Below are 13,418 nucleotides of genomic sequence, written 5' to 3' on the forward strand. Positions count from 1 at the left end.
GCAGGTCTGGGCGAGCTCACTGTTTATGAGCGAATTAAATAATCAAATGCTGAAAGTGAAGCCTTTGCCCCTTCACCCATGGCGATGATAATTTGTTTATAGGGGACTGTGGTGCAGTCTCCAGCAGCAAATACACCAGGCATAGAAGTCTCACCTTTTTGATCGATGATTACTTCACCTCTAGGGGAGAGGTCAATTACTCCTTTAAGCCAATCAGTATTTGGTAGCAAACCGATCTGAACAAATATACCTTCTAGTGCCACATCATGCATCTGATTGTTAGCTCGGTCTTCATAGCGCAAAGTAGTTACCTTACCATCGGCACCCAACACTTCCTTACTTAAGGCATTAGTGATTACCGTCACGTTGGGCATACTGTGCATTTTTTTCTGTAGTACGGCATCCGCACGTAACTTGGTATCAAACTCAACTAAGGTGACATGGCTCACAATACCCGCCAAATCAATTGCAGCCTCAACTCCAGAGTTACCTCCCCCAATCACTGCTACGCGTTTGCCTTTATAGAGCGGACCATCACAGTGTGGGCAGTAAGCGACGCCTTTACCGCGGTACTCTTGCTCACCCGGCACATTCATTTCGCGCCAGCGTGCACCCATACTCAGAATGACTGTCTTACTCTTCAGTACAGCTCCATTTTCTAAGGTGATCGTGATTTCATCACCAGTCTTACTCAAGCCCTTAGCAGTCTGCAGATTCATGACATCGACTTCGTACTCTTTGACGTGTTGCTCAAGCGCCATCACTAATTTAGGGCCCTCAGTTTCTTTAACGGAGATGAAGTTTTCAATCCCTACGGTATCGGCTACCTGCCCACCAAAGCGTTGGGCTACAACACCAGTCCTGATTCCTTTGCGGGCAGAATAAATTGCAGCTGAAGCACCTGCTGGACCACCACCGATAATCAGAGAGTCGTAAGCGGCTTTAGCACTTAATTTTTCTGCATCACGTGCTGAGGTATTGGTATCCAATTTGGCAGCAATTTCTTCAACGCTCATGCGACCCTGACCAAAGACTTCGCCATTCAGAATCACGGTAGGTACAGCCATGATTTGGTATTGATCTACTAAACCCTGAAAGAGGGCGCCGTCAATCATTTCATGTTCGATATCGGGATTAAGAGCAGCCATGAGATTTAGGGCCTGAACAACATCTGGGCAGTTATGGCATGACAAAGAGATGAATGTCTGAAAGCGCTTTTTACCTTCCAAGCGTTTGATGCTCTCGATCACATCTTGCTCGACCTTTGGTGGGTAGCCACTGGCTTGCAAAATAGCCAAAATGAAAGAAGTCATTTCATGACCCATAGGTAGGCCAGAGAATGCAATACGAGCAACTTCATCCACCTTGCCTACGGTAAAGCTAGGAATATTTTTACTGCTACCTGAGGTCTTTACTGTGATTTTGATGGATTGCTCGGCCACTTCATTTAATAGCTCTAGCATTTGGGCTGAGTGAGTGCTGTCATCCAAAGTGGCTTCTAAAATAATCGGGCTTTCTATTTTTTCAAAATAGGCTTTAAGTTGGGTTTTGATATTGGTATCTAACATGCGTATTCCTTAGTATTAAATCTTGATGAGTCTATTGGGCAGGGCTTTAGATTCTCATCCTGCCCAATAGACTCTCCGAAGAGAGTCGATTGATTGCTGATTACTTCGGACTTTGATTCTTAGATCTTGCCTACAAGGTCCAAAGATGGAGTCAATGTTGCTGCGCCTTCTTTCCACTTGGCTGGACATACTTCGCCTGGGTGAGCGGCTGTGTATTGAGCAGCCTTGAGCTTGCGCAATGTCTCAGAGATATCGCGAGCGATCTCATTGGAATGTACTTCAGCGGTCTTGATAACACCTTCTGGATTGATGATGAATGTACCGCGCAATGCAAGACCTTCTTCATCAATATGCACATCAAAACCACGTGTCAAGGTATGTGTTGGATCACCAACCAATGGGAACTTTGCCTTACCTACTGCAGGTGAAGTCTCATGCCATACTTTGTGTGAGAAATGAGTATCGGTAGTAACGATATAAACCTCTGCACCCATCTTCTGGAATTCAATATAGTTATCAGCTGCATCTTCAATTTCTGTTGGGCAGTTGAATGTGAATGCTGCTGGCATAAAAATGAATACTGACCACTTACCTTTGAGGGACTCATCGGAAACAGTGACAAACTTACCGTTATGGAAGGCTTGGGTTTTGAATGGAATTACTGGTGTATTGATTAATGACATGGGGTTTTCCTGTTAAAAATAAATGAGTTAATGCACAACAGGAGTCATTCTGAAGCGGAATGCTATATTTGTATAACGAATAATAATGATATAAATGATCGTTTTTTTAGATCAATAAATTGAGCGCTGGCTTGATAATCACGCGATGAGACCAATTTTGTATTCTTACCGCAGATGCCCTTATGCAATGAGGGCTCGTATGACTTTGAAATACGCCGGTATTGAATATGAGCACCGAGAGATTGTTTTGCGTGACAAACCGCTATCGATGTTGCGGGTATCCCCCAAAGGAACTGTTCCAGTTTTGTGTGTTGATGAGCTGGTTTTGGATCAGAGTCTGGATATCATGCGCTGGGCCTTAGATATTTTTGATCCAGATGGTTGGTTGAATGTTGATCAAATCATCTCGATAGAGTGGCTCGAGAAAAATGATGGCCCATTTAAAACTCTTTTAGATCAATATAAATATCCCGAGAGATATCCCCATCTCAATCGAGAAGCGATTTTGAATGCCGCAATAGAGTTGATGCTCAGGCCAATGGAGGCCGCGCTGAAATTAAATACTTATCTAATGGGTAATAAGCTATCCTGGGTAGACGTAGCTATCTTTCCGTTTATTCGGCAATTTTCAATGTCTGATCAAAAAAGCTTTGAGGGGTTGCCGCTCCCCAATATTCAGAATTGGCTTGGTGAACTGATTGAATCCGAATTGTTTAATTCGGTAATGCACAAGCATCCAGCCTGGATTGATTAAGCCTGAAAAAAAGCCCCCGAATTTTCATTCGAGGGCTCTCAAATTAAATGACTTAGCTAATTAAGCGTTTGCCAAATGGGCTTCTAAAGTCTTAGTGAACTTATTAGCGTGGCTACGCTCAGCCTTAGCTAATGTTTCAAACCAGTCGGCGATTTCGTCAAAGCCTTCGTCGCGTGCTGTCTTAGCCATGCCTGGGTACATATCTGTGTACTCATGTGTTTCGCCGGCGATAGCTGCTTGCAATGCTTCAGCAACTGTCTTAGCTGGCATACCAGTACCTGGCTCGCCTGCGCCGCCTTCGATCAAGTATTCCATGTGACCATGGGCATGACCTGTTTCGCCTTCAGCTGTTGAGCGGAAAACTGCTGCAACATCATTTGCACCAGCGATATCAGCTTGGTTCGCGAAATACAAATAACGACGGTTTGCTTGTGATTCTCCAGCAAATGCTTCTTTCAAAGACTGCTCAGTCTTTGTACCTTTTACAGTTTTAGCCATGATTGACTCCTAAAAACGGTTAGTTGAAATTGGGTGATTCGCTAAGTTACTAGCTCTATAAGGTTCACCTGCCGATGATTATGAACAAATCTGTGGATTTGAATAATCATATTTTTGTATTGACTTGATAGCTAAAAACAACTGATAAGCAAATATCAATTAATAAAATATAACGCTATATAGAGCTATTTTTTTGAGGTTTTTTGCTATCCAATGCGTTGACTGGGGGATGGAGTTGAATAAAAGTTAGTGTTCACTACCTATTATTGATCAATTTAGAGGGTATCTAAGTGGGGGTTGATCAAACTATTTAGGTATTTTCTATGAAGATTGTTAATTAATACAATTTCACTATCGACTGGCTGAGCTCTAAACTTAGCCCTACAAAATTAATGCATTGCATACGTTTAAATAGTAGAGGATATACATGACAACTCGCGAAGGTAGTTTAGAAGCCCCAACCAGACATCCTTTGGATTGGCAAAACCCCAAGTTTTACGATAAAGCCGATCTAGAAGCTGAGATGGAGCGTGTCTTCGATCTTTGTCACGGTTGCCGTCGCTGTGTCAGTCTTTGTGGGTCATTCCCAGCCCTTTTTGATTTGGTGGATGCCACTGAAGATTTGGAGATGGAGCAGGTTGATAAGGCCGATTACCAAAAGGTAGTTGACCAATGCTACCTGTGCGATGTTTGCTATATGACCAAATGTCCTTATGTTCCTCCACACCCTTGGAATATTGATTTTCCTCACTTAATGCTTCGTGCAAAGGCAGTGAATTTCAAGGACGACAAAACCACCTTCCGCGATAAATTACTCTCCTCTACAGATAAGCTTGGCCACTTTGCTGGCATTCCAATCGTTACGCAAGCAGTCAATGCTGTAAATAGCACTGGGCTTGCACGTTTGGTGATGGAAGGCGCCTTGGGAGTAGATAAGAATGCTTGGATCCCTGAATATGCTCCTAAGACATTCCCGCAGCTAGCTGAGAAATCTGAAAATCTGCCGGTGGTGGATGGTGTCAAGACACCTGGAAAAGTTGCTATCTATGCCACCTGCTATATCAATTACAACGAGCCAGGTATCGGGCAAGATCTCATCAAGATTCTGAAACACAATGCTATTCCGTATGAGCTTGTTGATAAAGAAGCTTGTTGTGGCATGCCTAAGCTCGAGTTGGGTGACTTAGAGTCTGTTGCGCAGAATAAGGAAAAAAATATTCCGAAGTTGGCTAAGTTGGCGCGTGAAGGTTATGCCATCTTGACGCCAATCCCATCATGTACTTTGATGTTTAAGCAAGAGTTGCCACTCATGTTCCCTGATTGTGCTGATACGCAATTGGTGAAAGAGGCAATGTGGGATCCCTTTGAATACTTTATGGCGCGAAATTCGGATAGCCTCTTGAAGAAAGATTTCAGTAAAGAGCTCGGGAATGTGAGTTATCACATGGCTTGCCATTCACGGGTTCAAAACGTAGGTCAAAAGACTGCGGAAACTCTGAAGCTGGTACCTGGTACTGAAGTGAATGTTGTCGAGCGTTGCTCAGGACATTCCGGTACCTGGGGTGTGAAGAAAGAGTTTCACGAAACGGCAATGAAAATTGGTAAGCCTGTATTTAGAAGAATGGCTGAGGAAGAGCCAAACTACATTAGCTCTGACTGTCAGCTAGCGGGTCATCATATTGAGCAGGGCATGGAGGAGTTGGGTTTACCTAAGTCCGAGATGGCTCACCCATTGACCTTGCTTGCAAAAGCATACGGTCTTTAATTTATATAAATAAAGGAAGATAGCAGTATGGGAATCATTACACGCGATAGTCTTTTAAGTCTTGAGACTTACCATAAAGAACGTCCCATTTTTCGTGAAAAGGCGATTAAAGAACGTCGCCTTCGTACTGTTCATCTGGGAGATCACGTAACGCTAATTTTTGAAAATGAGTTTTTAATGCGCTATCAAATTCAAGAGATGCTGCGTGTAGAAAAAACATTTGAAGAGGCTGGCATCGAAGATGAGTTAAATGCCTACAACCCCTTGGTGCCTAGTGGTTCAGATTTCAAAGCCACGATGATGATTGAGTATCCCAATGAAGCGGATCGTAAAGTTGCGCTTGCGAAGTTAGTGGGTATAGAGCACAAGATTTTTATCGAGATCGAAGGTCAGCCACGTGTCTATGCAATTGCTGACGAAGACTTGGAGCGCTCTACTGCCGAGAAAACTTCTGCAGTGCATTTCATGCGCTTTGATCTCACAGCGGATATGAAGATGGCACTAAAGGCTGGCGCTCAGATGATGGTTGGCTGTGATCACAAGGGCTACCCGATGCATGTACAAACCCTCCCTTCAGAAACATTAGCTTCGCTCATTTCTGATTTGAGTTAAAGCAAGTTGATCTTAAAGATATTGAACGCCAGGTAAGGCGCATTGACGAATTACTTCGGCTAATTCATTCATTGCAGCAGTGCGTGGAAAGTTTTTCCGCCAGACGAGGCAAACACGTCTGGTAGGAATAGGGTCCTCGAATGGGATATACCGAATGAGCTGATCAGCAGTTACATTATCAGAGGCGGACGTTCTAGGCAGTACTGAAATGCCGATGCCACTGGCTACCATCTGTCGAATAGTTTCCAGGGACGAGCCCTCAAAACTTCGCTGCTCCCCAATCGTTGTTCCGGAGCCCAAGCGATTCAATTCTGGGCAAACACCAAGCACATGGTCTCTAAAACAGTGCCCAGTACCTAATAGCAAAGTATTTTGCTCTTTAAGCTCTCGATGCGGAATTGATGTTCTATTTTCCCAAGGGTGACCTTTAGGCACTGCTACTAAAAAAGGTTCGTCATACAAATCAATTTGATTGAGCCCCGTGCTGGCAAAAGGATCTGCAATCACTATGCAATCTAAGGTGCCTTGACGTAGGACTTCAAGTAGGCGAACGGTGAAGTTTTCTTCTAAAAATAAAGGGGCATGAGGCAAGCGCTCTCGTGCAACCCGCACTAAGCTGGGTAGTAGGTAGGGTGCAATGGTGTAGATCGCACCCAGCCTGAGTGGGCCAGATAAAGGATCTTGACCATGCTTTGCTAAGTGCTTTAAGGAATTAGCTTCTTCAAGCACTCTTTGAGCCTGATCCACAATCAGTGAGCCTAGGCTAGTCATTGCAACCTCAGTATTGGTACGCTCAAAGATTTGCGTATTCAGCTCCTCCTCTAGTTTTCTGATGGCTACTGATAGGGTAGGCTGAGATACAAAGCAGGCATCTGCCGCTCTTCCAAAATGGCGTTCACGTGCAACTGCGACGATATAGCGAAGTTCAGTAAGAGTCATCTATGTCCTAGTGCAAGTTAGAGGTATGGCGGAATATGTTTAACTATAGTGTATCTACAGGTAATTAAATCGGTAGGGATTTCCGCGGGGTATCTTAACTGGCATAGTAAATCTCCATTACCATTAGAAATATAAAAAACTGTACTTTTTGATAGGTTCAACATCAAATCCCATATTGAAATCGTAACGCCGGCACCACAAGGTAGTTTGCACGGAAATCGGATCACTGCATTACGCTGGCAGAATTTCTTAGAGAAACTCGGCTATGCGGTTGTAGTGACTGAATTTTGGTCAGGTGAAGGTGCCAGCATGCTCATAGCACTGCATGCCTATCGTAGTCATGCATCCATCATGGCGTTTCATGAGCATCACCCCGATCGGTCAATTATTTTGGTTTTGACGGGCACTGATTTATATCGAGATATGGCAGTCCATGATGAGGTAGTTCGCTCAATGGAGATAGCAGATCAATTGATTGTCCTTCAGTCCTCAGCCTTAGATTCAATTCCAGCGCATCTGCGACATAAAGCCCGAGTAATTTATCAATCGGTTCAGGTTGATGCCTCTAATACAGTGACGAGTACGGATTTCCCAGTAATCATTATTGGCCACCTGAGGGAGGAGAAAGATCCTTTTTGTATCACTCGTTGCCTTCCCTTGATGCCATTAGATTCAAAGATCAAGGTCTTGCATTTAGGAATGGCGATGAATCAGCAAATGGAGCTTACTGCCGAGGAATATAGCGAAACTCTAGAGCGTTACCAATGGATTGGTGAGCTCAGTCATGTAGATACATTAAAGGCGCTCTCTCAGAGTCGCCTAATGGTAATTTCTAGTCGAATGGAGGGCGGTGCTCATGTGGTTTCAGAGGCAATAGCACTAGGGGTGCCAGTGATCGCTTCGGATATTCCGGGGAATCGAGGGCTACTTGGAGATGACTATCTGGGCTACTATCCAGTAGGGAATGAGGTTGAACTTGCAAGCCTGCTATCTCGTGCTGAAACCATGCCTGATTTTTACTCTGCACTAAAAAAACAGATTGATACTCTAAAAGATTTGGTGAGTCCCGATCGAGAGATGCAATCCATTCAAGAGCTGACGACTCAGCTACTTAAGGATTAAGAAAAGTATTGATTAGACGTTTGCAAAGCAAACTAAGAAGCGCTTATTTGGATCAGTCCAGCATTGGATCTCAGTGAATCCAGCGCTACTAAGCTTTTCTACAAAATGTTCCTGGGTGTATTTGTAGCTATTTTCAGTATGAATTAAATCGCCTGTACTAAAGGAGATAATATGATCTTGACTTCCATTGCCCGGCAGAGTCACCTGCACATCAGATCGTGCTCGCAGATGCATCTCAATACGGGACTGAGAGGCGTTATAAAAAGCATAGTGCTCCCAATCCTGAAGTTTGAAGTTGCTGCCAATCAGTCGATTGACGTTTAGCAGGGCATTCAAATTAAATGCGGCAGTGACTCCCAAAGGGTCGTTGTAGGCCAGGTTTAGGGTTTGTGTATCTTTAACGAGATCGACTCCAATTAAAAGTCCGCCATTCCCGTAGCACTCCTGAGCAAGATTCGTAAAAAACTGATCTGCTATTTCGGGATCAAAGTTGCCGATTGAGGAACCTGGGTAGAAAAATACTTTCCGAAGTGCTTGAAGTTCAGGAAAGCTTAGTGGCAAGCTCAGATCGACGGCATGAGCTGACATCTCAATTTGGGGGAACTGCTTTCGTAGATCAGCAACGGCGGCCTCTAAATATTCTTTTGAAATGTCGAGCGCTCTATATTGTTTTGGCTTAATACTAGTGAAAAGTTGACTTCCTTTGGCGCAATTACCGGCACCTAGATCTACCAAAACGTCGCAATGAGCTACAGCATCAGCAATCTCACGCCGATAGGCATCCATAATCCATTTCTCTGTGCGAGTTGGATAGTATTCATCGAGTAGTGTAATTACATCGAAAAGGTGTGATCCGACATCATCATAAAAAAACTTTGGCGATATCGATGGCTTATCAGCGCTAAGGCTGACCAGCAACTCTTCAGTCAAAGTATTTTTCATTGGTTCAATTCTTTAGGCGACAGACAAGCCCGTACCCGCTGCGAACTGACCGATTTTTTGAGCACTAGCAAAGCCGCCTGCATTCAGAATTGATAAGACTTCAGCCTCTTGCTCTGGTGCGCAAGCAATCAGTAAACCACCGCTGGTTTGTGGATCGGTAAGCACATTTTGTTGCCATAGCTCTAGGTTGCTCGCGAGCTGAATTTCTTTACCGTAGCCAGCCCAATTGCGCGTAGATGCGCCGGTAAAGATATCTGCTTTGACGTGTTCAATTGCTTCCTGCACCACTGGAATAGCATCCCAGTCGATCTTGGCCATTAAATTGGAGCCTCGTGCCATCTCTAGCAAATGCCCTGCAAGGCCAAAGCCCGTGACATCGGTTAAAGCATGTACACCATTTAGCTGAGAGAGTGCCACACCTGGCTTGTTCAGTTTTGTGGTGAGGGCAATCATCTCTTTGTAGCCCGTATCAGAGAGAACTTCTTTCTTGAGTGCTGCAGAAAGAATGCCTACACCCAAGGGCTTACTGAGGATGATGCTATCGCCTGCTTGAGCACCGCTGTTACGTTTCAACTTTTTTGGGTCGACTACACCAATCGCGACAAGGCCATAAATTGGCTCTACCGTATCAATAGAGTGACCACCAGCAATCATGATGCCCGCATCATTACAGACGGATTCGCCACCAGCAGTCACTTGCTGGATCACTTCTAAAGGTAATACTTGAATTGGCATGCCCAGCAGGGCTAGTGCAAACAGGGGCTGAGCACCCATTGCGTAAATGTCAGAAATTGCATTGGTGGCAGCAATGCGGCCAAACTCAAATGGATCATCTACGATTGGCATAAAGAAATCCGTCGTAGCAACAATCGCCTGATTTTCATTAATCTGATAAACAGCAGCATCTTCGTTGTTATCAGAACCCGCTAACAAAGCAGCAGGCAGATTGCGCATTGGTGAGGCCTTGAGGATGTCACTCAAGACGCCGGGTGCAATCTTGCAGCCACAGCCTCCACCATGAGATAAAGAAGTAAGGCGGCCGTTATAAGGTGTAGTCATAAAAATTCAAAATATAAATTAAAGGTAGGGATTACCGAAACATCATGAGCTTACTCAACTTAGAGTAAACACGTACGAAAGCCGCAAAAATGATCACTTCTCTGACCTTGATAAAAGTTACGAAATGCCACTCTTCTCAAGCGATCAGGGGTAAACGAGCTGCCACCCTTAAGCACCTGATGGCTGCCATCAAACCAGGGCTGTGAGTAGTCGATATAGGGATCGGAGCTAAAACCTGGGAAGGGTGCAAAAGTGCTGCTAGTCCATTCCCATAAATTAGATGATTGCCAAGCCCCCTGTTTTTGCGACATTAATAGGCCAAGCTCATGTTCGTTAGGTAGGCGTACTTGATGGTGCTCACAAAAACGCTGAGCATCTAAATAGCTAATGTGACGAACAGCCGCTGCGCAATTTAAAGGTAGCCATTGATTAAAAATTCGCTCCAACCAAATAGCTCCATCCTTTTTCCAGTGAGAGGGTGGTGCTACAGGCGTGGACTGGGCAAGATTACTTGGTGATTCTAGGAAACTTAGATAGTCGCCATTGGTGACGGGTGAACTCGCAATATCAAATGCGGGTAGGTCAATAGAATATGCCCACTTTTGATTGTCAAAAATAAAGCCGGAGCCCTGTTCGGAACCAGCTTGTATCGTTGATTTTGGAAAATGAATCCAAGTTTGCGTATTGGTCTCAAGCTTGCTCTCTTCAGTAAATGGGGTAAAAGGTATAGAGCGTCCCATGGTCTGCCACATATAGGCAAACGCCTCATTGTGCATATCCTGATGCAAGATCGCTAGCTGGATAAAGTAAGCAGCTTTATTGTCGATTGGTGCGCGCAGTAACTCTTGAGTACTTTCAATGACGCTGTGGTTGTATTCCAGTAAGTTATCTAAGGATGGCATTGGCGTGGACCAACGATCTTGATGTGCCATCTCTGAAGAGTTAAATAAGTAATCTGCATTCTGCATGGATGATGGCTTACTCTCTTGGCCATCGCGATGAACCCAGAATTCATGAAACCAAGTTAAATGACCTAATTCCCAAAGCGGGGGATTGAGGATATTGATCTGAGGAACCACCTGATCTGCTATCGAAATATTGCTCAGAATTTGACGGGTGATGCGGTTGCTTTCCTCTAACCACAGAGCCAAGGTCGACGCAGGTGGGTGCGGAGCATATAGAAGGTAATCGTTGCTTGAGGATTCGGACATACAGTATTTTTAGGCTAGTCTTCAGGAGGTGGTCAGCAGCTCACTTCAGTATCCAAATGTAGGGGTTTTAACAAAATACTGCAAATATCAAACTAGTGCGTATTATCGCTGTATAGGTCAGTCATTGCAGTACAGAACATCACAAACGGTACTTTTTAGATTCGTCAAAGATAAGCTCTATGCACTCTTTATTTCTGATTAAAAGAAGGTTGCAGCAATTTTATGATGATGTCATGAGTCTCATAAAAGCCAATTTGCGCTAATACCTGTCGGACCTGTTTAGCTGCAGTCATTTTTAGTACATGTATTTAAATAAGGAAAACTATGTTCAGTCACATTATGTTGGGTGCAAACGATTTAGAAGTCTCTAGAGATTTTTATGATGCTGCCCTAGGGGCATTGGGAGTTAAGCCTGGCAGCTTCGGTAATGATAGATATTATTATCGTGGCCCTGGTGGCGTTTTTGCCATCACTAAGCCTATTGATGGCAAGGAAGCTACTCATGCTAATGGTGGAACGATTGGCTTTGCTGCTAAATCCATAGCTGATGTAGATGCCTTTCATGCAATTGGTATTGCGCATGGCGGGACATTGTGTGAGGGCGATCCTGGCTACCGCGATGGTGTCGCTGGAACTATTTATATAGCGTGGTTAAGAGATCCCGCTGGTAATAAGATTTGCGCAATGCATAGACCTCCGAAAGAAGTCTGAAACAAGGCTCAAATAAGGCCGAAGTAAATCAAATACTAGATATTTTTTGATTTGTGTTTTGGCGTCAAAATCATTTGAGCTAGCAGAGCCAGCATAGCGGCTGGGATGGCTCCAGCAAGCATCAACGCGTGGTCGTTTACGGCCAGCCCAGCTACTATGCGATCACCAAATCCGCCGGCACCTACTAGCGCTGCTAGGGTGCAGGTACCAACTCCAATCACGGTTGCCGATGCCAAACCCGTCATGATGACGGGTCGAGCAAACGGAAGCTCGATTGATAATAGTAACTGCCACTCATTGCAACCAAGAGCCAGCGCTGCTTCTTTGAGATTGGATGGAACCTCCACCAAGCTAATGTGGGTTGCATTCACAATAGGCAGTAGGCCATAGAGAAATAAAGCTAACACTGCTGGCACAGCACCTATTTGATCTAGTAGAGCAATCAATATCGTGAGGAGTGCAAGTGAAGGTATGGTTTGCAAAATACCAGTAGCCCCTAAAATCCAAGCCGCATATCGGGGTCGTCGACATGCCAGAATGCCCAGAGGAATGCCGACTAGGAGAGCCATTGTTGAGGAGATCGCTACCAACAGAACATGATCACGCAGGGCGGTAAAAAAATCTGGACCAAAGAGTAGCTTAAAAAACCGGGAGAGTTGGGTAGGACTCTGTTGATCATTTGCAATGGTGTTTAAAAATATATTTGCCACTCTTTCAAAGCTGACGCCTGACTCAGCTAGTCCATTGAGCTTGGCCATAGTAGCTTCATCTAATTTTCCTTCTAAGCTTTGTAAGGACTTCTCATCCAAATCAGAACGCATTAACAGGACGGCATCGTAGCGTGGAAAAGCCTTCCTATCGTCTTCCAATAGAACCAGATTCTTTTGCGCAATTGCAGCATCAGTAGAGTAGGCGTCAACAATGTCGACATCGCCACGCGCTAGAGCATCGTAGGCTAAGCCATGTTCTAGCACTTTCCCTGGCTTCATTGTTAAGCGGTAATTTTTAACCAGCGCAGACCAACCATCCGCCCGAGTCTTAAATTCTGGAGATAGGGCGATTCGCAAAGTGGCTTGCTGCTCAGTGCTGAGGTTTGCAACATCACTAATACGCTTCACACCCAAGGCTTTCGCTTGCTCTGCCCTCATGGCAAGTGCATAGGTGTTATTGAACCCAAGTGGTATCGCTACTTTTAAACCTTTAGGTTTAAGCCAAATATTGAGCTCACTCAGTGATGCTTGGGTTTCTGAGCGCTTTAGAATTTCTCGGAGAATGGTACCGGTGTACTCTGGGTAAACATCAATCTGACCTGTTGTCAGTGCTTGAATGACAATCACAGTATTGCCTAGGCCTTGCCGATGGATGGATTGAACGCCAGCATCCCGTAATGTTTGATTGACTAATTCCCCGAGTACGTAGCTTTCTGTAAAACGCTTTGAGCCAACTACAGTATTTTTTTCCATAGGCTGCGCCATTACGGAGCAGCTGAGTGCTACTCCGATACATAAGCTGAGCTTCATCCACAAAGGAAAAATATATTTACTGAAATACAAG

At 44.6% G+C, this 13,418-nt stretch carries 13 protein-coding genes; 5 read left to right on the top strand and 8 right to left on the bottom strand.

Annotated elements, in window-relative coordinates; translation table 11 throughout:
• Positions 1-23: 23 nt before the first annotated feature.
• Positions 24-1,568, bottom strand: coding sequence for an alkyl hydroperoxide reductase subunit F (ahpF, locus tag C2759_RS02535; RefSeq protein WP_215356058.1), 1,545 nt, complete (start codon positions 1,566-1,568; stop codon positions 24-26).
• Between the two features lie 119 nt (positions 1,569-1,687).
• Entirely contained in the window at positions 1,688-2,251 is a 564-nt protein-coding gene (ahpC, locus tag C2759_RS02540; protein WP_215356060.1) for an alkyl hydroperoxide reductase subunit C, read from the bottom strand.
• A 145-nt stretch (positions 2,252-2,396) separates the two neighbouring features.
• On the opposite strand from ahpC, the gene C2759_RS02545 reads away from it, so the two are divergent.
• Positions 2,397-3,005: a glutathione S-transferase gene (locus tag C2759_RS02545; protein ID WP_215356063.1), complete on the top strand. Its 609-nt coding sequence runs from the start codon at positions 2,397-2,399 to the stop codon at positions 3,003-3,005.
• 60 nt (positions 3,006-3,065) lie between these two features.
• Here the strand turns inward: C2759_RS02545 and C2759_RS02550 are convergent, their stop codons facing one another.
• Complete coding sequence (locus tag C2759_RS02550) at positions 3,066-3,503, bottom strand: rubrerythrin family protein (RefSeq protein ID WP_046329724.1); 438 nt, start codon at positions 3,501-3,503, stop codon at positions 3,066-3,068.
• A 427-nt stretch (positions 3,504-3,930) separates the two neighbouring features.
• On the opposite strand from C2759_RS02550, the gene C2759_RS02555 reads away from it, so the two are divergent.
• Positions 3,931-5,268, top strand: coding sequence for a heterodisulfide reductase-related iron-sulfur binding cluster (locus C2759_RS02555; RefSeq protein WP_215356065.1), 1,338 nt, complete (start codon positions 3,931-3,933; stop codon positions 5,266-5,268).
• A gap of 27 nt (positions 5,269-5,295) precedes the next feature.
• Positions 5,296-5,880 carry a DUF3501 family protein gene (locus tag C2759_RS02560; protein WP_215356067.1) on the top strand — a complete coding sequence of 195 codons (585 nt, stop codon included), beginning with the start codon at positions 5,296-5,298 and terminating at the stop codon, positions 5,878-5,880.
• A gap of 12 nt (positions 5,881-5,892) precedes the next feature.
• On the opposite strand, the gene C2759_RS02565 is transcribed toward C2759_RS02560, so the two are convergent.
• Positions 5,893-6,819: a LysR substrate-binding domain-containing protein gene (locus C2759_RS02565; RefSeq protein ID WP_215356069.1), complete on the bottom strand. Its 927-nt coding sequence runs from the start codon at positions 6,817-6,819 to the stop codon at positions 5,893-5,895.
• Between the two features lie 180 nt (positions 6,820-6,999).
• Between C2759_RS02565 and senB the strand changes: the two genes are divergently transcribed.
• A complete protein-coding gene (gene senB, locus C2759_RS02570; RefSeq protein WP_256441210.1) occupies positions 7,000-7,941 on the top strand; it encodes a selenoneine biosynthesis selenosugar synthase SenB in 942 nt (313 codons plus the stop codon).
• Between the two features lie 12 nt (positions 7,942-7,953).
• Here senB and egtD read toward each other — a convergent pair whose 3' ends face one another.
• From egtD to C2759_RS02585, 3 genes are read right to left on the bottom strand one after another with little or no spacing between them, the layout of a single operon-like run.
• Positions 7,954-8,883, bottom strand: coding sequence for an L-histidine N(alpha)-methyltransferase (egtD, locus tag C2759_RS02575; protein ID WP_215356072.1), 930 nt, complete (start codon positions 8,881-8,883; stop codon positions 7,954-7,956).
• Positions 8,884-8,895: 12 nt separating this feature from the next.
• Positions 8,896-9,942 (bottom strand): selenide, water dikinase SelD, encoded by a 1,047-nt coding sequence (selD, locus tag C2759_RS02580; RefSeq protein WP_215356074.1) that lies wholly within the window; start codon positions 9,940-9,942, stop codon positions 8,896-8,898.
• Positions 9,943-10,001: 59 nt separating this feature from the next.
• Positions 10,002-11,153 (bottom strand): SUMF1/EgtB/PvdO family nonheme iron enzyme, encoded by a 1,152-nt coding sequence (locus C2759_RS02585; protein WP_215356076.1) that lies wholly within the window; start codon positions 11,151-11,153, stop codon positions 10,002-10,004.
• A 324-nt stretch (positions 11,154-11,477) separates the two neighbouring features.
• Between C2759_RS02585 and C2759_RS02590 the strand changes: the two genes are divergently transcribed.
• Positions 11,478-11,864, top strand: a complete 387-nt coding sequence (locus C2759_RS02590; protein WP_046329731.1) for a VOC family protein — start codon at positions 11,478-11,480, stop codon at positions 11,862-11,864.
• Positions 11,865-11,899: 35 nt separating this feature from the next.
• On the opposite strand, the gene C2759_RS02595 is transcribed toward C2759_RS02590, so the two are convergent.
• Positions 11,900-13,327, bottom strand: a complete 1,428-nt coding sequence (locus C2759_RS02595; RefSeq protein WP_251367005.1) for a glycine betaine ABC transporter substrate-binding protein — start codon at positions 13,325-13,327, stop codon at positions 11,900-11,902.
• Positions 13,328-13,418 lie beyond the last annotated feature (91 nt).

The organism is Polynucleobacter sp. MG-Unter2-18 (assembly GCF_018687675.1).
In the GTDB taxonomy this organism is placed as follows: Bacteria; Pseudomonadota; Gammaproteobacteria; order Burkholderiales; family Burkholderiaceae; genus Polynucleobacter.

Excerpts from the sequence above, each read along its gene's own strand:
- C2759_RS02565 (WP_215356069.1), bottom strand. The coding sequence starts at position 6,819 with ATGACTCTTACTGAACTTCGCTATATCGTCGCAGTTGCACGTGAACGC.
- C2759_RS02560 (WP_215356067.1), top strand. The coding sequence starts at position 5,296 with ATGGGAATCATTACACGCGATAGTCTTTTAAGTCTTGAGACTTACCAT.
- ahpC (WP_215356060.1), bottom strand. The coding sequence starts at position 2,251 with ATGTCATTAATCAATACACCAGTAATTCCATTCAAAACCCAAGCCTTC.
- C2759_RS02545 (WP_215356063.1), top strand. The coding sequence starts at position 2,397 with ATGAGACCAATTTTGTATTCTTACCGCAGATGCCCTTATGCAATGAGG.
- selD (WP_215356074.1), bottom strand. The coding sequence starts at position 9,942 with ATGACTACACCTTATAACGGCCGCCTTACTTCTTTATCTCATGGTGGA.
- C2759_RS02595 (WP_251367005.1), bottom strand. The coding sequence starts at position 13,327 with ATGGAAAAAAATACTGTAGTTGGCTCAAAGCGTTTTACAGAAAGCTAC.
- ahpF (WP_215356058.1), bottom strand. The coding sequence starts at position 1,568 with ATGTTAGATACCAATATCAAAACCCAACTTAAAGCCTATTTTGAAAAA.
- C2759_RS02550 (WP_046329724.1), bottom strand. The coding sequence starts at position 3,503 with ATGGCTAAAACTGTAAAAGGTACAAAGACTGAGCAGTCTTTGAAAGAA.
- egtD (WP_215356072.1), bottom strand. The coding sequence starts at position 8,883 with ATGAAAAATACTTTGACTGAAGAGTTGCTGGTCAGCCTTAGCGCTGAT.
- C2759_RS02585 (WP_215356076.1), bottom strand. The coding sequence starts at position 11,153 with ATGTCCGAATCCTCAAGCAACGATTACCTTCTATATGCTCCGCACCCA.
- C2759_RS02590 (WP_046329731.1), top strand. The coding sequence starts at position 11,478 with ATGTTCAGTCACATTATGTTGGGTGCAAACGATTTAGAAGTCTCTAGA.
- C2759_RS02555 (WP_215356065.1), top strand. The coding sequence starts at position 3,931 with ATGACAACTCGCGAAGGTAGTTTAGAAGCCCCAACCAGACATCCTTTG.